This is a genomic window from Akkermansiaceae bacterium, assembly GCA_024233115.1.
Taxonomy (GTDB): Bacteria; Verrucomicrobiota; Verrucomicrobiia; order Verrucomicrobiales; family Akkermansiaceae; genus Oceaniferula.
The window spans coordinates 379,498-402,971 of the sequence record JACKQB010000001.1; the positions used below are offsets into that span (position 1 = coordinate 379,498).

Here is a 23,474-nt window from a genome sequence, read left to right on the forward strand (position 1 = left end):
ACCCGACTGAAAAGCTTGCAAATCCGCGCCAGTAGTGGCTTTTTTGCGCCGCAATGTCAGAAAACCATGAACGCAAGACGCTGGACGAGCGTCATCAGATGTCCGACCTGGAACGCCTCAGGCACTCGTGTGCGCACGTGCTGGCCACCGCCGTGCTGCGGATTTGGCCGGATGCCCAGCTTGCCGGCGGCCCTCCTGTGGACAGTGGTTTTTATTATGACATCGATCTGGATCATTCCATCACCCCCGATGACTTCGCGGGCATCGAGGACGAGATGAAGAAGATCGTCAAGGAGAACCAGACCTTTGAAAAAGTGGTGGTGACCCGCGACGAGGCGATGGCGCTGGCACAGAGCGGTCGGTTAGGCGCCCTCTCCGGGCGCGATGCCGTCAGCCAGTTCAAGATCGACCTGCTCAATGACATTCCCGAGGGAGAGGAGATCTCGATTTATAAAAACGGCGACTTCTGGGACCTCTGCGCCGGACCACACGTGGGCCGGACAGGCAACTGCAAGGCGTTTAAAGTGATGAGTGTGGCCAGTGCGTTTTACAAAGGCGACAACACACGTCCACAACTCCAGCGTATTTACGGCACCTGTTTTAAAAACAAAACCATGTTAGACGAGCATTTGGAAAAGCTGGAGGAAGCCAAAAAGCGCGACCACCGCAGGCTCGGTAAAGAGCTTGGCATTTTCCATATCGATGAAGCGGTCGGTCAGGGGCTTATTCTCTGGAAACCGAAGGGGGGGCTGATGCGCCGTGCGTTACAGGACTTCATCACCGAGGAGCTTGACAAGCAGGGGTACTCCCAGGTGTTCACCCCCCACATCGGCAAACTCGATCTCTACCGCACGTCCGGCCATTTTCCATACTACCAGGAAAGCCAGTATCCGGCGATTGCCGAGCGTGATGCGTTGGAAAAACTATCCGATGAAGGCGCCTCCTGCGCCACCCTGGTCAACGGTTTGGAAACAGGCACCATCGAGGGCTACATGCTCAAGCCGATGAACTGCCCGCATCATATCAAGATTTTTGCCAGCGACCACCACAGTTACCGTGATCTGCCCGTGAGGCTGGCCGAGTTTGGCACCGTTTACCGCTGGGAGCAATCCGGCGAGCTTGGCGGTATGACCCGTGTGCGTGGATTCACCCAGGACGACGCTCACCTTTTCTGCACACCGGACCAGGTGGCGGAGGAAGTGCAGAGCTGCCTCGAACTGGTGAAAAAAGTCCTCAAGACACTCGGTATGGACGATTACCGGGTGCGCCTCTCCCTGCGCGACAAGGATAGCGACAAGTACGTCGGGGACCCGGCGAACTGGGACAAGGCGGAAGACGCCCTGCGCGCAGCGGTGCAGGTGCTTGGGGTCGAATACACCGAGGAGGAAGGCGAGGCTGCTTTCTACGGGCCTAAAATTGATTTCGTGGTAAAAGACGTGATTGGGCGCGACTGGCAGTTAGGCACCGTGCAAGTGGATTACAACCTGCCCGAGCGTTTTGACCTTTCCTACATCGGCTCCGACAACAAACCGCACCGGCCGGTGATGATTCACCGGGCGCCGTTTGGTTCGTTGGAGCGTTTTAGCGGACTGCTCATCGAGCACTTCGAAGGTAAGTTCCCGACCTGGCTCTCACCCGAGCAGGTGCGCGTGTTGCCTATTTCCGAAAAATTCAACGATGCCGCCGAGGAGGCGGTGCAACTGCTGCTTGAGGCAGGCGTGAGGGTTGCCTGTGACCGGAATGCCGACAAGGTGGGTGCTAAAATTCGTCTTGCAAGACTCGACCGTGTGCCGTATATGCTAGTCATCGGAGCACGGGAGGCCGAGAGCGGCACCGTCTCTGTCAGACACCGGGATCGGGATGATCTTGGTTCGATGCCAATTAATGAATTTGTTTCTACCATCCAAACGGAAATTGCTACTCGGTCATTGTAAACCGACTAGGCTCCGTTGATTGCTACCTGCATGGATTATTTTATTGGCATATTCATTACCCCAACACGTCGAAGTGACGTGGATGCCCCGCCGCGCTCGCGCCGTGGACTCAAATCACTTTTCCCAACAAACCAAAGGAGAACACCATAGCTAAACCTAAGAAAAAAACATTCCGTCCCCGTCGTGATATTACGCGTGTCAACGAACGTATCCGTGCCCCCAAAGTACGCGTAGTCTATGAGGACCAGCAGCTGGGCGTCATGAATACGCGGGAAGCCGTTGAAAAAGCCAAATCCGTTGGCCTGGATCTCGTCGAGGTCGCCGCCAACGCCAGCCCGCCAGTGTGCCGCGTGTGCGATTACGGGAAATACAAATACGAACAGGCCAAGCTGAAAAAGAAGTCGCCTAAGACGGTGAACCGCATCAAGGAAATCAAACTTCGGGTGGGAACGGATAAACACGACTACAACATCAAGCTCGCCCGTGCTGAGCAGTTCCTCGATCATGGAAACAAAGTGCGCGTCCGTCTTCAGTTCCGTGGCCGGGAGAATGCCCACCGTGAAATCGGCTTCGATGTTCTCCAAAAAGTAGCCGAGGATTTGAAAGGGATTGCGAATGTCGACCAGCAAGCCCGCCTGGCAGGCCGCGCTGTCAATATGATGCTGTCACCACTCCCCGAGGCACAGCGCAAACGTAAATTCCTACTTAGCCACGGCAACCTCATCGATCCGGATGACCAGGGTGACGAGCATCTTGAGTTCAACGACGACGATGAATTGGTGGCAGGCCACCAAGCAGCGCCCACGGATAACAACGCAACCGACGAAGAAGAATAGGGGGGTTAACACCCTGGAATTCGAAATGTCATGGGCCCGTTAGGATATCCGGAGCTGGTTGTCATCGCTCTGATCGGCTTCTTTTTCCTCTCGCTGGCATTCTGGATCTGGATGTTGGTGGATTGTATTATCCATGAGCCTGCCGAGGGCAACGAGAAGTTGACCTGGGTGATCATCATCGCCCTGACCGGGGCGATCGGCGCGTTGATCTATCTGTTAGCCCGTCGACCAACCCGGAAAAGACTGTATGGTCGTTAGAGTGCATTCACCGCGCCGCGAAACTATGTCCAGACTGCTGTTATTTGATATCGACTGCACCCTGATCGACACGGGGGGTGCGGGTATGGCGGCCATTAAAGAGACGGCCTGTGAACTCTTTGGTGCCGAGGGCCCTGAGCTTGATCTTGCCGGAAGTACCGACTCGGGAATCGTAAGTGGCCTACTCAAGCACTTCGGCAGCGATCTTACGCTGGAGGATTTCTATCAAGTCTACCTCACCAGGCTGGGGCCCAATCTGGCTTCGTTCTCCGGTTGTGTGCTTCCGGGCGTGGAGACGATGTTGTCGGAGCTTGAACAATCAGAAGTAACCCTCGGGTTGCTAACAGGTAATATCGCAGCAGGGGCAAAAGCCAAAATCGATCACTACGGCCTGGATGGATACTTTTCCATCAGCGTAGGAGCCTATGGTGATGACCACCATGACCGCAATCTGCTAGGCCCGGTGGCCCTCCAGAGAGCAAGTGCCGAATACGCCAAGGATTTCCAGGCAGCCAATACCGTGGTCATCGGTGACACCCCCAAGGACATCGCCTGTGGCAAAGCCATGGGGGCGTTGACGCTTGCCGTTGCAACCGGTGGCTTCACCGTGGATGACCTTGCGGCATACGGTCCCGACCTGACGGTGGCTGATTTGACCGCCCCCGTGGTCAGGGAGTTCCTCCGGTAGGACAGCTTTGCAAGCTGTCGGCTGGATGAGGACTTGGGTTGCCGACAGCTTGCAAAGCTGTCCTACCATAACAAAGGTACGACGTCGGCGCCGTGTCGCCGGTCATCTGTCCTGCTGTGACCGCGCCTATAGAGAAATCCCCCAATCAATGCTCCGCCACGGCAGAGCCTGCGATGTAACCGCTGGTCCAGGCATTTTGGAAGTTGAATCCTCCGGTGACGCCATCGATATCAAGAATCTCGCCGGCGAAGTAGAGGCCGGGGGTGATTTTACTCTCCATCGTCTTAAGGTTGACGTCTTTCAGGGGGACACCACCGCAGGTGACAAACTCGTCTTTGTTGATGCTCTTGCCGGAAACCTGATAGGTTCCACCGGTCAATTCACGGCAGAGTTGTCGGGTGCTGTTTTTGCTGAGTTGCGACCAGATACAGTCGTCTGCGATTCCCGCCGATCTACAGAGGCGGTCCCAGAGTCTTTTGGGGAAAGGGTCAAAGGGCGCCCGACCGCACACGCGTCGTTTTCCCCAGTCCTGGCGCGTGTGGCGCAGGGTATCCTCAACGGCTTGGTGGGGGAGCCAGTTGATGTTGATTGGAAATTGGTATCCACGGTCATGCAGCTCCCGCGCGCGCCATGCCGAGAGCTTCAGGATACCCGGCCCGCTGAGTCCGTGATGCGTGATCAGCAGCGGGCCGCTTTGGCTCGGTTTCATCCCGGGCACTGAGACAGTGGCATCGGATACCGAGACTCCCGGAAGACCCTCAAGGCGTGGATCATCAACGTTAAAGGCAAACAAGGACGGCACATTCGGGATGAGTACATGACCCAAAGATTGCGCCAACCGTGCACCGGCCGCTAGGCGGGTGCCACCTGTGGCGAGTAACACAGACCTGGCTAACAGCCTGTCGCCCGGCTCGGTGGTGACGCTGAAATGTCGGGAGTTGTCATTGCCTGGCTGAACCGACTTGACACCGGTGTTTGTTCTAACAGAAACTCCGGCTTCACCGGCTGACCGGGTCAGGCAGTCGATGACGGTTTGTGAGTCATCGGTGACGGGAAACATCCTGCCGTCTGGCTCGGTTTTAAGTTCCACCCCACGGCTCTGAAACCAATCGACGGTGTCGGCCGCCCCCCATCGGTGGAACGGGCCGATCAATGACTTGCACCCACGCGGGTAATATTGAGTCAGTGCCTTGGGGTCGAAACAGGCGTGGGTCACATTACAGCGGCCACCGCCGGAGACCTTGACCTTGCCGAGGACGTGGGCGGTTTTTTCCAGAATTAGCACCCGCGCGCCGGGCAGGGATTCCGCACAGGTGATGGCGGCGAAATATCCGGCGGCACCACCCCCGACCACCAGCAAATCCCACGGTTCTTGATCAAGCATCTTCCTCGAGTTCAAACTCGGCCCAGGTCACGGATTCGTTGAGGGCTGCGACCGCTTCATCGATCAGCTGGTCAAGGTCAGGCTCCTCTCCCTGGCTGTTGAATGCCAGCAGCGGCCCGCCGTGTTCGACTTCCGGTGGATCGTCATCGATGCCCGACTCGCGGACAAAAAACCAGTCGAGGATACCTTCGCCGGTTTCCGGAAGCCATTGCACGATCAGCTCGATGGTCGCGATCGGGTCGTCATCACCGGCTTCACGCTGGTTGGCGAGATCCTCGTCATCACAATCTATGCCGGCAAGCACTTCTAGCTGGGTGTCGTCCTTACGCGCAGCCAGCGATTCTTCAATCTTCGGATACACGGCGTCTTTGGTAGATATGATTCTCATGGTTGGTGGGTTGTTTTTTGACAGGGTTTACGAAATTTACAAGATTTTGGGAATGGTATGTGTGGGGGCATCCCCTTCCTCGGTGTCTGTTTTTTTCTAACACAGATGGGCACAGGTGAAGATTATGAGATGGCAACTATTGTTTGCTGCAAGCCTGTGACTCAATAAGTTTTTTGTTATCAGTCCAACCGGAATTCACCCTCCTCATCGGAGCCATACCAGCCGAGTTTGCCAAAGGCGGCGAGAATCCGCGTATTGATGTCATCGCCATCCTCCTCCGCGTGCTCGACGGTCGCCGAGCTGGCCAGACCACGCATCGACTCGATGCTGATGACGGTTTGTTTGCCGGTGAATGATATCCAGTCGCCCCAATCCTTTTTCTCATGCGTGGGTTCGAGTTGTTGGCTGCGAAGTGCCACCATCACCTCCGTGATACTTGACGGCGGCTCCATGTCGGGGAGATGCACTCGTGTTTCCATGGGGAAATTTTAACGGATGATCCGGGAGCTTGCCAGACTTATCGGGCTTATTGTTTTTCAGCTGCCAGTCGGATGGACTCGAGCTCTTCCCAGCGGGTGTAAAGCCGGGGGACTTTGGCTTTCGCTTCTTTGAGTTCGGTTTCAAGTGCCTGCCAGTTGTCTCCGTGCTTTTCGTAAAAGTCGGGTGCTTCGAAAATGGCCTCGAGACGAGCCACGTTTTCCTCGGCGGCGAGGATGTCATCCTCGATGGATTCAAGCTCCTTGGCTTCAGCCCATTTCAACTTGCGGGGGCGTTCTTTTTTCGGCTCTTTTTTGGCGGCGGGCACCGACTTGTAAACGCTGCTGGTCGCGGCGCGGGCGGCTTTTTTCTCCAAATAGTAATCGTAGTTGCCCACCTGGTAATCGATCACCCCGTCACCCTCAAAGGCGAGGATGTCCGTGCACACCCGGTTGAGGAAATAACGGTCGTGACTGACCACCACCACGACACCTTTGAAGGCACACAGGGCTTCTTCTAACAATCGTAGTGTATTCAGGTCGAGGTCGTTGGTTGGCTCGTCTAACACAATGACGTTGCCGCCCTTTTTAAGGATCTTGGCAAGCATCACCCGGCTTCTTTCCCCGCCACTGAGGAGTTCGATCTTGGTATTGATACGTTCCTCGGTAAACAGGAAACGACGCAGGTAGGCGCGCAGGCCGATGGTTTCACTACCGAGCTGCACATTCTCCTGGCCTTCACCCACTTCCTCGAAAACGGATTGATTGTCGTCGAGTAGGAGGCGGTTTTGATCGATGAAATTAATGTCGGTCTTGAGGCCGATATCGACCCTTCCCTCCAGTGGGGTGAGCTGACCGAGGATGATTTTCACCAGGGTGGATTTACCCATTCCATTTTGGCCGACAATTCCCAGGCGCTGCCCGCCTTCCAGGCTCATGCTGAAGTTGGAAAAGAGATAGGGGCCGTCGTCATACGCCATGGCGACTTCGTGTACATCGATGATTTTATTACCCAGCTTGGGTGGCACCGGGATGATCAGGTCGACGTCGAGCTCCTCTTCGGGTGCCTCCTGGCCGGCAATTTCAAAGTAGCGGTCCATGCGGTCCCTGGCCTTGGTCGTCCGCGCCTTCGGTCCCCGGCGCACCCATTCGAGTTCCCGGCTGAGAAAGCGTTGCCGTTTGTGTTCATTCCGGGCCTCCGCCATGTCGCGTTCGGCGCGGGAGATGAGGTAGTCGGTGTAATTCCCTTGGTAGGTATCGCATTTTCCACGGCGGATTTCCACAATGCGGGTGGCGATGCGGTCGAGGAAATAACGGTCGTGGGTGACAAACAGGCAGGTGCCATTGTAGCGGGCGAGAAATGTTTCCAGCCACTCGATGGAATCCGTGTCGAGGTGGTTGGTCGGCTCGTCCAGAATCAGGAAGTCCGGTTTGGCAAGCAGTGCCCGGCAGAGGGCGACCCGACGTTTTTCCCCTCCGGAAAGCGTGGCGACGATGCGGTCAGGATCGGGTGCATGCAGGTGCGTCAGCAGACTGGTCGCCCGGTGTTCGAGGTCCCACCCCTCGAGATGGGTGATTTCATCCAGCACCTCGGCGCTACGATGGCTGTCTGCGGGGATGGTTTCGTATTCCTCGATCAGATCGAGGGTGTACTGGGCACCCGCAAGCACGTTGTCGTGTACGTTTGCCCCTTCATTGAGTTCGAAGTTCTGCGGCAAATAGCCGGTGACCAGCCCGCGTTTAAAAGTCACAGCCCCGGTGTCGGCAACGGTTTCGCCGGCGAGTATTTTCAGGAAGGTCGATTTGCCGCAGCCATTGCGCCCGACCAGGCCAATGCGGTCACCCTGCTGGATCGCGAGTGTGGCACCGTCGAGCACCGTGTGGGAGCTGTAGCGGACAACAAGCTCGCTGGCACTGGCAATGGCATCTGGGGCAGGGGCGGACATGGGCGGCACTATACTGGTGGATCGCATCTTGTCATGCTTTTTGCATCATTGCATGGAGTGCGCGTTTGCAACGTGCGGCAACCCATGTACATAATCAGCGGCAGGTTGAAAACCTGCACGCCACAATATGTCCCTACGTTCCAAAATAAAACCCGGCCAGCGATGGATCAGTGAAACCGAACCCGAGCTGGGGGTCGGCATCATGCTCAATGTTGAGTTTAAACGTGTCGAAGTCATGTTTCCGGCCGCCAATGAGCTCCGCCAGTATGCCCTCGACAGTGCTCCGCTGCGTAGGGTGGCCTTGAAGGCCGGGGAGACGTTGGAAACCCATGAGGGTGATGTGATGGAAGTCGACGAGGTGTTGGAGCGTGATGGGCTGTTAGTCTACCTCTGTGGTAAACGCGAGGTGGATGAGGCCGGGCTGTCCGATACCATGAGCTTCAGTAAACCGGAGGACCGATTGCTGGGCGGGAATATCGATGACCTGCACACCTATGACCTGCGCGTCGAGGCCCTGCGGAAACAGTGCGAGGTGATGAAGTCACCCGCGCGTGGCTTTGTCGGCGGTCGGGTCGATCTGATCCCCCACCAGATGTACATCGCCGGGGAGGTGGCATCGCGGCTCGCTCCACGGGTTCTGTTAGCTGATGAAGTGGGCCTTGGGAAAACCATCGAGGCCTGCCTGATCATGCACCGACTGCACCTCACGGGACGTGCCGACCGGGTTCTGATCGTCCTTCCCGAGCCATTGCTGCACCAGTGGTTTGTGGAATTGCTGCGCCGGTTTAACCTGCTGTTCAGCCTGTTCGACGAGGAGCGTTGTGAATCGATCGAACATGGTGGGGAAGGGGAGGATAATCCGTTTCTCGATAGCCAGCTTGTCCTCTGCAGCATTGATTTTCTCGCGGGTAGCGAAACCAGGTCCAGGCAAGTCATCGACGCAGGCTGGGACCTGCTCATCGTGGATGAAGCGCACCACCTGGAATGGAGTGCCACGGCACCCAGCCCGGCCTATCAAGTGGTGGAGGCGCTGGCCCGGCAGACCGAAGGTTTGTTGTTGCTCACCGCCACGCCACGCCAGCTGGGGCCCGAGGGGCACTTTGCCCGGTTGCGATTGTTGGATCCCGACCGCTATGTCGATATGGAGGCGTTTCAAGAAGAGGCCGACCACTACGAGGAGGTGGCGGATGCGGTCGGGCGGCTTCAGTCCGGTGAGGTGCTCAGCGCGGAAGACCGGGCGCTGTTCACCGCGCAGTCCGAGCGTGTCCACGACCACTGCCTGGCGCTTGACGGGGGTGACGAATCGGCCCGCGAACCGCTGGTGCGTGAACTGCTGGATACCTTTGGCACCGGACGCGTGATGTTCCGCAATACCCGCGAAGCGTTGACCGGGTTCCCCGAACGACGTGCCTCATTGGTCGGCCTGGACTCCGCGGAGGAAAAAATCACCTGGTTGGTGGAGTTACTCAAGGAGCTGGGTGAGGCGAAGGTGTTGCTGATCTGCCGCACCCGTGAACTGGCGGAAGAAATCCCTGAGCAACTGAAACATATCATCAATATCAATTGCGGCCATTTTCATGAGGGGATGACCTTGCTGCAGCGCGACCGGTCGGCCGCCTACTTCGCCGAGGAAGAGGGAGCCAGGATCCTGGTCTGTTCTGAAATTGGTAGCGAAGGGCGGAACTTCCAGTTTGCCCACCACCTGGTTCTTTACGACCTTCCCGATGATCCGGAGTTGTTAGAACAGCGGATTGGCAGGCTTGACCGGATTGGCCAGACGGAAACCATCAACATCCATGTACCCTACGTCAAAGGGAGCCACGAAGAGGTTCTTGCCCGTTGGTATCACGAGGGTTTGAATGCCTTTGAGCACAGTTTGCATGGTGCCACGGAGATCATGCGTGAGCTCGGTGGCAAGCCGCCGCATCGGGGCATGCACGAGCCGGCCTTACATGCCTTTATCGATATCTCCAAGGCCTGCCGGCAGAGGGTCACGCAAAGGCTGGAGCGTGGTTACGACCGGCTTCTGGAGCTGAACTCAAGTAGGCCCGAGGTCGCGCGGGAAAAAATCGACCTGATTGAAAAAATGGACTCCGACAAGGAATCCGAGGCGTTTTTGCTCCGGCTCTGGGACCACTTCGGCCTGCACATCGACGAGCTGGTGGACCGGTCCTATTTACTGCTCCCTGGGCACCTTATCACCGATGCTTTTCCAACCCTTCCCGACGACGGGCTGAACGTGACCTTCGACCGGACACGCGCCTTGTCGCGTGAAGACACCACCTTTATGAGCTGGGACCACCCGGTGGCGAGAACGGCGCTGGAGCTGCTGCTGACATCCGAGGCCGGCAATGCCTCGTTTGGCGTCTGGGAAGGCGCGCCTACAAAGGGAATTCTACTGGAAACCTACAGCGTGGTCGAGTGCATAGCACCCGCAGCGCTGCACAGCGACCGTTTTCTGCCCGTGACTCCCATCAGGGTGCAGGTCGACCACACGGGGGAAGACCGGACTGACGATTACCAACTCAACGGCGACCAGCTACGGACGGGGAATGTGCACAAGTTACTTGCGCAGGAAAAATTCCGTCGCGTGATGCTACCGATGATGCTCGATGCATGCCGGGAAATCGCTACCGGGTTGATGCAGTCGGTGATCGACCAGGCCCTGGCAGAATCCGATGCCAAACTGGGTTGGGAAATTGACCGCCTGGTGGCACTGGGCGAGATCAACGACCATGTGAGTGAGGAGGAGATTTGCGCCCTGCGAAGCCAGCGCGACGCCTTGCATACCGCCATTGCCAAATCCCGCCTCCGCCTCGACTCCGTGCGGGTGATTTTCTGTCAGCCATAAGCACGTATAAGCACGCAGGTGGGGGGATACGAGGGCGTATAGGAACTTGCCGAGTCGTTACAAGCTGATCATAGTCCGCAGTACACGTGATGACAACAGCTGCCAACAAGACAGGTATCCTCTATGATGCGGGTTTCCTCAGACATGACACCGGACCAATGCATCCGGAGAGTGCGGAGCGTTATGAGGTATTGATGACGGCGATGGCCAGGTTGGATACGGGTAAAATGCCACTCCTTCGCTTGTCGGGTAGGAAGGCGCAGATCGGGGATGTGCTGCTTTGCCATGAGGCGTGGTATCACGATGTTGTTAGGATGGATGCGGATCACTTTGCCGAGGTGCTTCGCACGGGTGACACGGCGATTTGCCACGACTCGTATGATGTGGCCTTGGAGGCGGTTGGCGCATCGATTGCGGCGGTGGATGCCGTGTGTGATGGCGTGGTGAAAAATGCCTTTGTTGCCGTCCGCCCACCCGGACACCATGCGTCCCAAGGTTGTGGTATGGGGTTTTGTATTTTTAACAATGTGGCGATCGCAGCGCGGCATTTGCAAAAACGGCGCGATGTTGAGCGCATCGCGATCCTCGACTGGGATGTGCATCACGGCAATGGGACCCAGGATATTTTTTACGATGACGGCACCGTGTTTTTTGCGTCGAGCCATGAGGACAACCTCTACCCGCACACCGGAGCCGTGGAGGAAACCGGCGAGGGCTTCGGTGCGCACACCACCTTGAATCTACCCGTGCCCGAGGGCTCGGGTGGAGGTGTCATCCTGCCCCTGTGGCGCGAAACCATCGGTGACGCCCTGCGTGCGTTCCAGCCCGACTTCATCCTCCTTTCCGCCGGGTTTGACGCGCGGGTGGGTGATCCCGTGGGAATGTTGAATCTAACGGATGGCGATTTTGTAGAGCTCACCCGGATGGTGTGTGGCTGGGCGGATGAGATGTGCCGCGGACGTGTCGTGTCCGTGTTAGAGGGTGGTTATCATCCGGAGGGGCTGGCCAGTGCCGTGGTGGCGCACATCGGCGAATTGGCAAGCCATTGAGTCACGCTTACGCTTGTTGGTGGAGCTGCTGCGCCTGGATACAGGTGATGGCGATGGTGAAGACGATGTCTTCGACCGAGGCACCGCGTGAGAGGTCATTGACCGGTTTGCGCAGCCCTTGAAGAACGGGGCCCATGGAAATCACGTTGCCGGCGCGTTGCACGGCTTTGTAGGTTGTGTTGCCGGTATTGAGATCGGGGAAAATGAAGACGGTGGCATCCCCCTTTATTTTGCTGTCAGGCGCCTTGGTTCTGGCCACACCGGCATTGCTGGCGGCATCATACTGCAGCGGGCCGTCGACCAGGATGTCCGGTCGCAGCTCGCGCACCTTGGCAGTGGCGGCGCGGACTTTCTCCACATTGGCACCGCTGCCGGAGTCGTGGGTGGAATAGGAAATCATCGCCACGCGCGGCTCAATACCAAAGGCTGTAGCGGTGTTGCTCGACTGGATGGCGATGTCAGCAAGCTGGGCCGCATCGGGGTCGAGGTTGACAGCGCAGTCGCCGTAAACCAGCACCTGGTCGGGGAGGCACATGAAAAAGACGGAGGAAACACCGGTGGCGTCAGGCGCGGTGCGGATGAGCTGGAGTGCGGGGCGGATGGTGTCGGCGGTGGAGTGGATGGCGCCAGAGACCAGGCCGTCGACCTCGTCATTGGCCAGCATCATGGTGCCGAGTGTGATGTTGTTTTCCAGCAGACTCACCGCCTGCTCCTCGGTAAGGTTCTTGTGTTTCCTGATTTCCATCAAGGGCGCGATGTACCGGCCTTGGCAGTCGAGTGGATCGATGACGGCGAGGTCGTCAGGAAGAGTGATGCCATTGTGGGTGGCGACAGCCTTGATGGTTTCCCTGTTTCCTAACAAAATAGGGATGGCGATACCACGTTGCATACAGATTGCGGCCGCCTCCAGCGTGCGGGGTTCCTCACCTTCGGGCAGCACGATCCGTTGCGGGTTCAGACGGGCAAGCTTGGAAATCTGATGTCGGAATGCCGGCGGGGAGAGCCGGGGTTTGTTAGGAGTGGTGCAATGCTGTTTGAGCCACTTGGTATCGACATTGCGGGCAACGTGGTCGACGAGGTGTTCCAGTCGCTCGGTGTCATCGGGAGGGGTTTCCGGATTGAGTGACGACAGAGCCTGGGCGGTTTCAAAGGATGATGTTTTTGCTGTCAGCACCGGCAGCCCCGAGGCAAAACCCGCCTGGCAGAACTCGAGTACGTCCGGTTCCGGATCGGTGCCCCCGGTGAGCACCAGGCCGGCGAGCTGGATGCCGTTCAGTGCGGCATAAGCTGCGCTGATGATAATGTCCGAGCGGTCTGACGGGGTCACGACCAGCGAGCCCGCATGAAAGACGTGGGTGATGTGGGCAATATCGCGGGCGCACAGGTGGATCCCGGTGACGCGGCGGGTGTTGATCTCGCCCTCGTTCAGGGTGGTGGTGTGGAGCGGGGCGACGAGATCACTGGTGCGCAGGTACCTGAGGCTTTCTTTGTAGGGAATGAAGCCGATGAGTTTGATTTTCTGGTTCACCAGCACAGGGCAATCCTGGGCGAGGGACTTGGCCGTGACGGAGCACTCGCTGCTGCCCTGGTTGATGAGGACGCCGATGATGCGTTCGCTGTTGATCCCCCCGAATGCCTGGCAGGCGGACTCCAAGCGACGGTTGATTTTTTTGCAGACCTTGGAGGAACTTGATCCTTTGGCGGAGGATACGAAAATGACCTCGGCATTGAGCGCGTGGGCGATACGCGGGTTGAGTGAGTTGAGGAACTGGTTTTTTGACGATGCTTGCAGCCCCTCGACGATCACGACATCGGCATTCCTGGCTGCTTGCTGGTAGTTCTCGGTGATGTGTTCGAGCAGGTTTTCAGTCTCCCCGGATGCCAGCAGGGTTTCCGTCTTGTCCATTGAGATCGGCTCGGGTGGATCGAGTGCGGTGATGCAGCGGATATAGGCGGTCGAGAGATCCTTGCTTCGCTCGTGGTAGGACTGGCTGATGGGTTTGAAAAAACCGACGCGCAGCCCCATACGGTCAAGCGCCCGGACAAGCCCGATGGATGCCGAGGTGAGGCCGGCGTGATCGGATGTAGGGACGATGAGGAAGGTGTGCATGTTTTTCGGGTGACAGGGGTCAGGGGTCAGGGGTCAGGGGTCAGGGGTCAGGGGTCAGGGTGCTTTTGGTGAGCCGGGCGATCATCAGCTCTTCGTTGGTGGGGATGACGACGGCTGTGACCGGGCTGTCATCGGTGGTAATGATGCCGTTGCTTTGGTGGCCGTGGCAGTCATTGCGTTTCGTGTCAATTTGGATTCCAAGATAGTGCAGGTGGGCAATGATCTGTTGACGTGTGCGTGGGTCGTTTTCACCGATTCCGCCGGTGAAGACCAGGGTGTCGAGACCTCCGAGCGAGACGGTGAGAGCTGCCAGGGATTTGGCGGCGCGATAGCAGAAAATCCCGATCGCCAGGGCCGCCTCCTCGCACCCGTCGTCTGCTTCCTCGCGGAGTTCCCGCATGTCATTGGATATATCACTGAGTCCGAGCAAACCGGATTGTTTGTTGAGCAGGTTGGATATTTCCGGAGTGGTCATGTGCAGTTGCTCGGAAAGGAAAATGACGAGTCCGGGGTCGATGTCGCCGGAGCGTGTTCCCATCACCAGGCCTTCGAGCGGAGTGAGGCCCATGGTGGTATCGACACTGCGTCCGTCCAGGATGGCGGTGGCCGAGCAGCCATTACCGAGGTGCGCGCTGATGAGACGTGATTTTTTCAAGGGAAAACCAAGCTGGTTTGCCGCCGTTTGGGAAACGTAGCTGTGGCTACTGCCGTGGAAGCCGTACCGTCTGAGACCATGATCCCGGTAGTATGACATGGGGATGGCATACAGATAGGCATGTTCGGGGAGTGTCTGATGGAATGACGTGTCGAAAACGGCGACTTGTGGGGTCTGCGGGAAGAGTTGTTGGGCCACCTTGATGCCGAGCACGCCGCTGGGGTTGTGCAGTGGGGCGAGGTGATTACAGGATTCTACCAGTCGGACCACCTCGGGTGTGATCCTGGACGGGGCGGAGAAGTATTCACCTCCATGCACGATGCGGTGGCCAATGGCATCGGGGTCGGAGTCCAACGCGCCGTGTTCCTTGAGGATGGTGACGGCGGACTTGAGGGCTTGCTCGTGGTTGGAGCCGGGCACCGGCAAAGTAAGGCCCGCCTCGGGGAGCTTGAGCTTGAGGTTGGCATCGGGCGTATTCAGGCACTCGCCCAGGCCGGAGGCGATGGGGGAGGTGTCGCCATTTTCGAAAAGGGCGAAACGAAGTGAGGATGAACCACTGTTGAGAACGAGGATGCGCATGGCCGTAGGTGGGTTGGCCCGGGGAGAATGCTCTTGGTTCGGAATTACTTACAAGTTGAAAGAACGGGGGGGCTTGCTAATTGTTCTGCATATTCTTGCGGGGGCAATGACCGGATTGTCGTTGTGTTGTAGAGGTTTGGGGCACATGATCCGGGTATGAGTGACGCGCCGGGTGAGACCAGACCGCTTTGTTTTCAACGTATGTCCGGGGGGGAGATGCAGAGCATGGCCCGTGGATTTTACGAGGAGATCCGTCAACGGAGATCGGTGCGCGACTTTTCGCCCGACCCGGTTCCAGAGGGGGTCCTGGTCGATTGTATCCTGGCCGCGGGCACGGCTCCGAGCGGAGCCAACCTGCAACCTTGGCACTTTGCGGTGGTGACGGATACGGGGGTGAAAAAACAGATCCGTGACGCGGCCGAGGCAGAGGAGCGCGAGTTTTACGGGGGCCGGGCAACGGAGCAGTGGCTGGATGTCCTGGGCCACCTTGGCACCGATGCCAGCAAGCCATTTCTGGAAACAGCACCGGCCCTGATCGCCATTTTCCAGAAATCCAGAACGGTTGATCACCGGGGGGTGGAATCCAGAACCTACTATCCCAAGGAGTCGGTGGGGATTGCCACGGGTTTTTTAATCGCCGCGCTGCACCGCGCTGGTTTGGCGACACTGACCCATACGCCGAGTCCGATGAAGTTTCTGAACGAAATACTGGGGAGGCCTGCCGATGAGAAACCGTTTCTTCTCTTGGTGGTAGGGTTTCCCGCAGCTCATTGTAAAGTGCCAGTGATCGGCAAAAAGCCACTGACGGACATTGCCAGTTTCCACTGAGGGTGGGCCAATGGGATCATTCTGTTTGTGCTTTACATCGGTTCACGGAACACATGATGATCGACCGTATGAAGGCAGTGTTTTTCTTCCTGGCTTGGCAGTTGGCAAGTGCCTTGAATGTATCGGCGGCCGACTATTTGTTGCTTTATAAAGTGAATCATACCGACCGGGATGCCGAAGTGAGATCTGTGTTGTGCAAGAAAATCGAGCGTCGCGACACCCATATCCATGCCCTTTCCGAGAGCGGCCGCATGATGGTTGTGGCCTCTGCCAAATGGCACCGGGTGTTACTTATACCCGATTACCGTTTCCCGGAGATCACCAGTCAACGGGAGGTGGAGCTGTTTAATCAGAGGCTGGAGCTGCTGCAAGGTTACGCAAGGACCTACCCGAGTTCAGCGCCGTATCTGAAAGCGGCAATTGCGGTGATGGAGCCCATTGACAGCAAATTGAAGCAAGGGCTTGTCGTTCACGGTGGGGTATGGATGGCCAAGGATGAATATCTCGCTCGGATGGAAACCGAGCGCAAACAGAAGGCGGCGGCGATGGCGGCAGCCGAAAAACACAGGCAACAAACCATCAAGGAGGAAGAAGAACGGGCCAGGATGATCGCTGAGCAAGAACGCAGGCTGGCGGCGGCCAGGATGGAGAAAGAAAGGCGTGAGTATGAGGCGCAGGCGGCTGCGGAACATGCCCGGAGGCTGGCTGGTATTGAGCGAGAAAAAAAGGAGCGGATCAAACAACTACAGGACGAGATCCAGGAGCTTGATAGCGCATTGGAACAGGCGTCTGCCGACAAGCAACGGAGAATGGAGGAACTGCAGGCACTGCTCAGGAAATGATGTGCAACTCATCCAGAATCGTAACTGCCCTGGTTATCGCTGCCTCGGTATTGGCAAGCGCTTGCAAGAGTGATCATGCGCTGGGCAATCTCGGGAAAGAACGGGTGGATGGCCAGTTGTTCATCGTTCAGAAAAATCGTGAAAACATCAAGTTGGGCGATGTGAAAATCATCCTGGTGGAACGGCGTGTGTTTGATGCCACCCTGGATGAGGCTGCCCGGCAGAGTCAGTCCATGGAAGGGTTCATGGATTACAGCAGGCAATGGAGGTCTGTGAGCGATAAGATTGAATCGGATTGCCAGGTGTACGTTAGAAGTCGGAATGAAGACATCAGGATTTCCGCTGAGCACGCGTTAAGGAAAGTGAAAAAGGAGAAGTTGGCGTTTGAAAATACTGAATTCGCCAGGTCGATGGGTGGCCATTGGGCGTTCTATCAGGCTGGTAACCATCGTCTTGCACCGATCCGGCTTGATCAGGAGGCATTACAGAAGTTGTGTTTGTCCTATCTGTTTTATGCCTCAGGAAATTACGCACATCTGGCGGTGACAACGACCGATGCCGACGGCAAATTCTCACTCAACATACCGACGTATAAAGATTGTCTGGTCCTGGTCAAATCATCGCGCTCACTGATGGGGGCGGCCGATGAGGACTACTACTGGGTCCACCCGCTCGATCCCGGGATGACGGGGGCGTTGATACTGAGCAATTCCAACATGGTTACCCCTGGCCGATTACGGCAAATGCTGTCGGCTTGCCGTGTGGAACTCAAATCCCTGCCGCTCGATGTCGTTATGAAGGAGCACAAGCTGCCCAGCCTGGAGTGGTATTCGGAATGGCGAGAGGCAATGCGGGCATACAACAAGGCCGAACGCGAGGAGGAGCGAATCAGGAGTCTGATCGAAACAAAGAAGAGGGAACTCGACGGGTTGACTCTCGAAGACTGAATCATCCACGTCATGCCTCGGGAAAAAACAAGATTGGCCAACCTCGATGCACTCAGGATCCTGGCGGCGTTGGGGGTTTGCCTGTATCATTTCAATTGGTACGACGACAGCGCGGTCAGCTGGTTGTTTACCTTCGGCTACCTCGGGGTGAATGTTTTTTTCTGCATCTCGGGATACATCACCCCCCTGGTCCTGGTGTGGTCGAAGTTTAGCTACCGGGACTCGGGCCGGTTTCTGGTGAGTCGTTTTTTCCGTCTGTATCCGGCATTCGCGATGATCGCTCTGCTGGAAATCATATTCTACGCCTGTGGCAACCCACTGTTTGGTTACGGCCAGCATCTCGAGGATATCACCTGGTCGAGGACACTGGCGAACTATTTGCTGTATGCCGATTTCGTCGGGGAAAGGTGGTATGTGCCCGTGTTCTGGACACTTGGCGTGGAGGCCCAGTTTGTGGTGGCGATCCTGATGTGTTTCCCGCTGTTGGTGCATCCCAAACCGGCTGTGCGGATTGGTGTGGTATTGCTGTGGGCCCTGGCACCTCTAACGGTCGACAAGGGTCCGACAATTCTCAGTTACACGGCATTGTATGCCATGGGAATGGCGGTCTTTTTGAAACAACACAAATCGTTGTCGGTCTGGGTGTTAGGTGTCTTGTTAGCCTGTGCCTTTTATGGCCACTATACGGCGGTTAGCACCAGGGCCGCGTGGACGGCGCTGGGCACGGCATTGATCGTGGCCTATCTCCCGCAACTGACCGTCAAGTGGACGGAGAAATTGAAAATCGATTACCTGGGAAAATTGTCGTACTCGTTTTTCCTCATCCACATCACCTTGGGTGGGGCGGTGTTGACACATACCAAGCACTTTCCGGCCACCTGGCTGTATCAACTTCCGGCGGTGATCCTGGCGACTGCCTTTTCCGCTTTTGCCGCCGCCCTGTTCCATCGCTGGATTGAAAACCCGTGCCACAACTACGCGCGGAGCCTGAAGTCGAAGAAAGTCTAACTGCCCCTTGCCCAATCCGAGACTTGGGCGAAGTCCTCCGGTGAGTCAAAAGCCTCCAGGGGCACCCAGGTGTAGGATTTTTTGCCGTGGTAGAGGAGCAGGCCGTGTCTGGTGGTGACCGCCTCAAACAGGCCGGACCACTTGACCCTGGCGTGTCGGTCCTCCCCGTCGATTTCAATACCCTCGGGAGTAAAGGTGTAGACGACCGACTGCCCGTAGCCCGGCAGTTGCCGCAGGTTCCGGCCGTGCATGATTTTCCAGATCAGTGGCCTGAGCAGCGCAAAGGTGCCGACCATCAGCATCAGGATACTCATCGGCTGCGGCCCCTGGCTGATCAGGATGACCAGACCAGCCAGGATCAGGGCAACACTCAGGAAGGTGCGCAGCATCAGCCAGATCCGGTAACGGTGCCACATGTGTAAACGAAAGGCCCCGAGGTGGGACCTTTCATCAAAAACCATTGTGGCTTTGATGTTGGAGTAGTCAGTTTTCAGTTGGAAGTATTCAGTTGGAATCCCGCGCATGGCGGGATGGGTTGCGCTACTGCTATACAATGGCCGGAAGTGATGCTGCGGCAACAGCCTGGCCGTGACGCTTCATCTTTTCATCCGGCTGGGTGATGTTGATTTGTTTCGCCAGGGCTGGGAACTCAGCGTTGAGCACCTCTTTGGCTGCATCGATCATGATCTGCCCACCAGGGCCGGAGGTGGCGCGCCCCATGATGATGAGTGTGCCGATTTCGTAGAAGTCGGCGTAGTGGGCGATGGCATATCCGAAACAGGTGCCGATCGTCTGATAGATCCTGGCAGCGCGCTCGTCACCTTCAGCCATGGCTTTCTGGACTTCGATCAGCTGCTCGGGGAAGGGCATGTCACCGAAGTCGAATCCGGCGGCGGGGGCAAGGCGGGCGACTCCTTGCTGACAGAAAAACTGTACACCGCAGCCTTCATCGCCCGACCACTCGTCGACGGGAGCGTTTTCACGGTAGTCGATGGGGGCAAAGGCGAGTTCGTTGATCTGCACGGTGACGTTGCCCTGGGGGTCGACGTAGCCGACGGCTTCGGACGTTCCCATGGCGACGCCTAACACGGCATTGGTGTCCAGGCTGATGGAGCCGGCCAGTGCGGTGACCTCGCCATCATTGATGACGTCGAAAGGCACCCCGGGGTATTCCGCCGCCATGATGTCCTTGAACATCGGAACCACCGTGTTCTGGAAAACCTCCTTATCCTTGATCCCCCGGAAGAGGGAGGCAATACGGACCTCGTTGTTGATATACACCCCGGCGGACGAACCACCGATGGCATCGACACTGGGCAGGTGCGCGGCGGCGAGTTTCAGCGAGTGGATGATGCCTTCACGCTGATAGCTGGGGTCTTCCTGAAAGTAGGGGTCCCACGGCACCTCCTCGGAGAAGACGACCTCGCCGTTGATCACGGCAGCGCATTTTCTATCAGACCCGCCAAGATCGAACCCGATGCGGTTGCCTTCAAGGTGACGGCCAAGCGGGGCAGCCGGGCTGTTTTCAGCAGGTATCTCCTCCGGCGTGGTGGCAATGACCTTGATATACTCGCCAAACATACCTTTGCCCACGATGTCCCAATCGAACTTACGACTGCCGTTTTCAGAATACATGCCGGAGATAGCCGCCGCGATGGCATCGTTGCCGGCGATGTAAATCCGACTCCCCCCCTGGGCCCAGAGCATGAATTTGACCAGGCGTTCGACATACTTGATGTTGAGCGCAACGTTTTCCCCCTCGTGGGTGAGGACGCGGACGGAGCGGCGGAAAACGGTGCCGTCCAGGCGGCCCAGTGCGATTTCAACGTCATGTGCCCCTGGGTCGGTAGCTGCTTTTTCCTCAAATGCCCTGTTCCAAAGAACCGCTGGAACGAATTCGGGATCGAGAACCGGTGTGATTTTAGCATGGGTAGTGATCATAAGTCGTTTTGGTGTATGAGATTACGAGGTTTTCGCAACTGATTTTTAACCGATACGAGCCTACTGAAAAGAGAAATCAGGTCCGGAACCCTTGATTTACGGGGAATAACCCCCTCATAGGAGAATAAAAACTCTTTCATGAAGATTCTTATTGCAACAGAGTCTCAATTACGCTTTATTGTGTCCGAAGATGATATCAGACATCGCCAGCGACCTTAAAGCAGACAGCGCCATGACCTTGAGCAAGGCGAGCGCCGGCTGTCAGTTACGCATCCGCCAGCTTGATGGCGGCGAGTGCCAGAGGCTACGGGAAATCGGCTTCTGTGAGGAAATGGAAATCTGTAAACTCTCCGACGGCCGCAACATGATTTGTTCTGTCTGCGGAACCCGTCTCGCCCTCAGCCGCAAGCTGGGTGACCAGGTTCTGGTGGAAATGGTATAACGATGTCTTGTTAGGAGACGTGTCCCCGACGTGCTCCCCCCATTATTTCAACGATCTATTACTGCCACTATGGAAACTATCGCTCTTGTCGGGAATCCTAACAGCGGCAAGACGACTTTGTTCAACGCGCTAACGGGGGCGAACCAGAAAACGGGAAACTATCCGGGGGTAACGGTGACCCGCGTATCGGGTACCCTCCGGACCCCCCATGGACACAAGTTTGAGTTGTTAGACCTGCCCGGGTGTTACTCATTAAGCCCCAAGGCACCCGACGAGAGAATCACGCGTGATGTTTTGTTAGGTGATCTGGAGGGAAGTGAGTTGCCGACCGCCGTGGTGTGCGTGGTGGATGCATCCAACCTGGAGCGGCATCTGTATCTGGTGCTGCAGGTTGTCGATCTCGGTCTACCGGTCGTGGTGGCGCTCAATAAAGTCGATCTGGCTGAGAAAAGCGGCCTGCGCATCAATGTCGAATTACTCTCCGAAGAGCTGGGCCTGCCCGTCGTTCCCCTGCAGGCAAACAAAGGCAAGGGGGTGGTCGATTTAAAACATGCCCTCAGGCGACCCTTCCCCCGGCCGTCCTCGCGGAAGTGGCAGGCTGACAAACACACCGAGTCGGCTGTCCATGAGCTGACCCGTCAACTGGAGTCACAAGGGACGCCTAACGCATCGGCGCATGCGATTCATTTGCTTGCGGATACTGAATACCGGATGAAGCAACAGCCTGGTATTGACGACGGAGTCCGCATGGCGGGTATCGAAGAGGCGGCTAAATGCATCAGGGCAGGTGCCTCACCCGATGAACAAATATCACGGGCGCGGACGAGGTGGGTGCAGTCGATCTGCAAGGTGGCTGCCCGCAGGCACAATCAGGATGGTGCCGTCGGCGGTCTGACGGTCAGCGACAAAATTGACCAGGTCATACTCCATCCGTTATGGGGATGGGTGGTGTTTGCGGCGCTTATGTTTGCTGTTTTCTGGATGATATTCAGCTTGTCGGAGTATCCGATGGCGTGGGTGGAGGCCGGTATCGGTGCGGTCAGTGAGAGTGTCTCCAACATCATGCCTGAAGGAGACCTGCGGGATCTGGTGGTCGATGGGGTCATTGCCGGAGTGGGAAGTGTGGTGATTTTCCTGCCGCAGATACTGCTGTTGTTGTTTTGTATCGGCATGATGGAAACCACGGGTTACATGGCGCGTGCCGCCTTATTGATGGATGGCCTGATGAGCAAGGTGGGACTGAGTGGCAGGGCCTTCCTTCCTTTGCTGAGTTCCTATGCCTGCGCCATTCCAGGGATCATGGCAACACGGAGCATGGACAGTGCCAAACAGCGCCTGCTGACCATACTCATCGCGCCTTGGATGAGCTGTACGGCACGGCTTCCCGTCTACTCCTTGTTGATAGGTATGTTGCTGGCGGGTTATGGCGCAACGGTTCAAGCCCTTGTTCTCGCGGGGATATATCTATTGGGAACGACCAGTGCCTTGCTGGCGGCATGGATGCTGGCCCCCAGGGTGAAGGGGGATGAACAGGCGTCACACTTTCTGATGGAGCTGCCCTGCTACAGCATCCCGGACATGTCTTACATCGGCCGCCACCTGGTCGAACGGACCTGGTCGTTTTTACGGAAAGCCGGCACGGTTATTCTCGGGCTTTGTATCTTGTTATGGGCTTTGCAGACCTATCCCAAACCCGGGCAAGGCACACCGGCCGCCGAGGATGCGGCGCTTGCTCTGGAGCAAAGTTACATGGGGAAAATGGGACATGCGATCGAGCCGGCGGTCAAGCCCCTTGGCTACGATTGGCGCACCGGCACAGCCCTGATCGCCGCCTTCGCTGCACGTGAGGTTTTTAATGCCAATCTGGCCATTTCATACTCGGTGGAAGAGGACGAGGATGAGGATAGGTTCCTGGAAAAACTCAGAGCTAAACTCGGTAATGCCACCTGGCCGGACGGAAGGAAGGTCTACACCCCGCTGACCACGTTCAGTCTGTTGATTTTCTTTGTCTACGCCCTGCAATGCCTGCCGACAACGGTGGTGGTCCGCCGGGAGACCGGCTCCTGGAAGTGGGCGCTCGGACAGCTGGTCGCCATGACGGGCGTGGCGTGGCTGGCTGCCTTTGCCGTGTATCAGGTCGGCAGCTTGTTTGCCTGACCGACTATCTTTTTCCTGAAACAAGGCTATACTGACGACGACATGGATTGGACGAACTGGCAAACTTACGCGGCGCTCACGGTGGTGACCGCCACGCTGGGTATCTTTTTGTTCCGATGGCTCAAAGTGTGGCTTGTGGGGAGCGACAAGGATTG

At 57.1% G+C, this 23,474-nt stretch carries 20 protein-coding genes; 12 read left to right on the forward strand and 8 right to left on the reverse strand.

What is annotated here, in order from left to right:
• The first annotated feature begins 53 nt into the window (after positions 1-53).
• The 4 genes from H7A51_01615 (at position 54) to H7A51_01630 (ending at position 3,716) form a co-directional block, all read left to right on the forward strand.
• Positions 54-1,934 (forward strand): threonine--tRNA ligase, encoded by a 1,881-nt coding sequence (locus H7A51_01615; protein ID MCP5534910.1) that lies wholly within the window; start codon positions 54-56, stop codon positions 1,932-1,934.
• 188 nt (positions 1,935-2,122) lie between these two features.
• Positions 2,123-2,770 (forward strand): translation initiation factor IF-3, encoded by a 648-nt coding sequence (locus H7A51_01620; GenBank protein ID MCP5534911.1) that lies wholly within the window; start codon positions 2,123-2,125, stop codon positions 2,768-2,770.
• Positions 2,771-2,800: 30 nt separating this feature from the next.
• Positions 2,801-3,028: a PLDc N-terminal domain-containing protein gene (locus H7A51_01625; GenBank protein MCP5534912.1), complete on the forward strand. Its 228-nt coding sequence runs from the start codon at positions 2,801-2,803 to the stop codon at positions 3,026-3,028.
• Between the two features lie 25 nt (positions 3,029-3,053).
• Positions 3,054-3,716, forward strand: coding sequence for an HAD hydrolase-like protein (locus tag H7A51_01630; GenBank protein ID MCP5534913.1), 663 nt, complete (start codon positions 3,054-3,056; stop codon positions 3,714-3,716).
• 145 nt (positions 3,717-3,861) lie between these two features.
• Here the strand turns inward: H7A51_01630 and H7A51_01635 are convergent, their stop codons facing one another.
• The 4 genes from H7A51_01635 to H7A51_01650 form a co-directional block, all read right to left on the reverse strand.
• Positions 3,862-5,100 carry an NAD(P)/FAD-dependent oxidoreductase gene (locus H7A51_01635; protein MCP5534914.1) on the reverse strand — a complete coding sequence of 413 codons (1,239 nt, stop codon included), beginning with the start codon at positions 5,098-5,100 and terminating at the stop codon, positions 3,862-3,864.
• Complete coding sequence (locus H7A51_01640) at positions 5,093-5,488, reverse strand: hypothetical protein (GenBank protein MCP5534915.1); 396 nt, start codon at positions 5,486-5,488, stop codon at positions 5,093-5,095. The genes H7A51_01635 and H7A51_01640 overlap by 8 nt, the downstream gene beginning before the upstream one ends.
• A 179-nt stretch (positions 5,489-5,667) precedes the next feature.
• Positions 5,668-5,967 carry a hypothetical protein gene (locus H7A51_01645; GenBank protein ID MCP5534916.1) on the reverse strand — a complete coding sequence of 100 codons (300 nt, stop codon included), beginning with the start codon at positions 5,965-5,967 and terminating at the stop codon, positions 5,668-5,670.
• Between the two features lie 47 nt (positions 5,968-6,014).
• Positions 6,015-7,910 carry an ABC-F family ATP-binding cassette domain-containing protein gene (locus H7A51_01650; protein MCP5534917.1) on the reverse strand — a complete coding sequence of 632 codons (1,896 nt, stop codon included), beginning with the start codon at positions 7,908-7,910 and terminating at the stop codon, positions 6,015-6,017.
• Between the two features lie 127 nt (positions 7,911-8,037).
• Here H7A51_01650 and H7A51_01655 point away from each other — a divergent pair, with 127 nt between their 5' ends.
• Both H7A51_01655 and H7A51_01660 read left to right on the forward strand, forming a co-directional pair.
• Positions 8,038-10,761: a DEAD/DEAH box helicase family protein gene (locus H7A51_01655; GenBank protein MCP5534918.1), complete on the forward strand. Its 2,724-nt coding sequence runs from the start codon at positions 8,038-8,040 to the stop codon at positions 10,759-10,761.
• A gap of 89 nt (positions 10,762-10,850) precedes the next feature.
• The gene (locus H7A51_01660) at positions 10,851-11,810 is read left to right on the forward strand and encodes a histone deacetylase (protein MCP5534919.1); all 960 of its coding nucleotides are present in this window, start codon (positions 10,851-10,853) and stop codon (positions 11,808-11,810) included.
• A 7-nt stretch (positions 11,811-11,817) separates the two neighbouring features.
• Here H7A51_01660 and pta read toward each other — a convergent pair whose 3' ends face one another.
• Both pta and H7A51_01670 read right to left on the reverse strand, forming a co-directional pair.
• The gene (pta, locus tag H7A51_01665) at positions 11,818-13,920 is read right to left on the reverse strand and encodes a phosphate acetyltransferase (protein MCP5534920.1); all 2,103 of its coding nucleotides are present in this window, start codon (positions 13,918-13,920) and stop codon (positions 11,818-11,820) included.
• 40 nt (positions 13,921-13,960) lie between these two features.
• Positions 13,961-15,154, reverse strand: coding sequence for an acetate kinase (locus H7A51_01670; protein ID MCP5534921.1), 1,194 nt, complete (start codon positions 15,152-15,154; stop codon positions 13,961-13,963).
• Between the two features lie 156 nt (positions 15,155-15,310).
• Here H7A51_01670 and H7A51_01675 point away from each other — a divergent pair, with 156 nt between their 5' ends.
• The 4 genes from H7A51_01675 to H7A51_01690 are packed head-to-tail and all read left to right on the forward strand — an operon-like array spanning position 15,311 to position 18,779.
• Positions 15,311-15,982, forward strand: a complete 672-nt coding sequence (locus H7A51_01675) for a nitroreductase family protein (protein MCP5534922.1) — start codon at positions 15,311-15,313, stop codon at positions 15,980-15,982.
• Between the two features lie 53 nt (positions 15,983-16,035).
• Positions 16,036-16,824 carry a hypothetical protein gene (locus H7A51_01680; GenBank protein MCP5534923.1) on the forward strand — a complete coding sequence of 263 codons (789 nt, stop codon included), beginning with the start codon at positions 16,036-16,038 and terminating at the stop codon, positions 16,822-16,824.
• Positions 16,821-17,771 carry a hypothetical protein gene (locus tag H7A51_01685; GenBank protein MCP5534924.1) on the forward strand — a complete coding sequence of 317 codons (951 nt, stop codon included), beginning with the start codon at positions 16,821-16,823 and terminating at the stop codon, positions 17,769-17,771. Before H7A51_01680 ends, H7A51_01685 begins: the two co-directional genes overlap by 4 nt.
• 12 nt (positions 17,772-17,783) lie before the next feature.
• Positions 17,784-18,779 carry an acyltransferase gene (locus H7A51_01690; GenBank protein MCP5534925.1) on the forward strand — a complete coding sequence of 332 codons (996 nt, stop codon included), beginning with the start codon at positions 17,784-17,786 and terminating at the stop codon, positions 18,777-18,779.
• Here the strand turns inward: H7A51_01690 and H7A51_01695 are convergent.
• Complete coding sequence (locus tag H7A51_01695) at positions 18,776-19,303, reverse strand: YcxB family protein (GenBank protein ID MCP5534926.1); 528 nt, start codon at positions 19,301-19,303, stop codon at positions 18,776-18,778. The genes H7A51_01690 and H7A51_01695 overlap by 4 nt on opposite strands.
• Positions 19,304-19,325: 22 nt before the next feature.
• Positions 19,326-20,720, reverse strand: coding sequence for an ROK family protein (locus H7A51_01700; GenBank protein ID MCP5534927.1), 1,395 nt, complete (start codon positions 20,718-20,720; stop codon positions 19,326-19,328).
• A 190-nt stretch (positions 20,721-20,910) separates the two neighbouring features.
• Between H7A51_01700 and H7A51_01705 the strand changes: the two genes are divergently transcribed.
• Positions 20,911-21,162: a ferrous iron transport protein A gene (locus tag H7A51_01705; protein MCP5534928.1), complete on the forward strand. Its 252-nt coding sequence runs from the start codon at positions 20,911-20,913 to the stop codon at positions 21,160-21,162.
• Positions 21,163-21,231: 69 nt separating this feature from the next.
• A complete protein-coding gene (gene feoB / locus H7A51_01710) occupies positions 21,232-23,319 on the forward strand; it encodes a ferrous iron transport protein B (protein ID MCP5534929.1) in 2,088 nt (695 codons plus the stop codon).
• Positions 23,320-23,474: the final 155 nt, after the last annotated feature.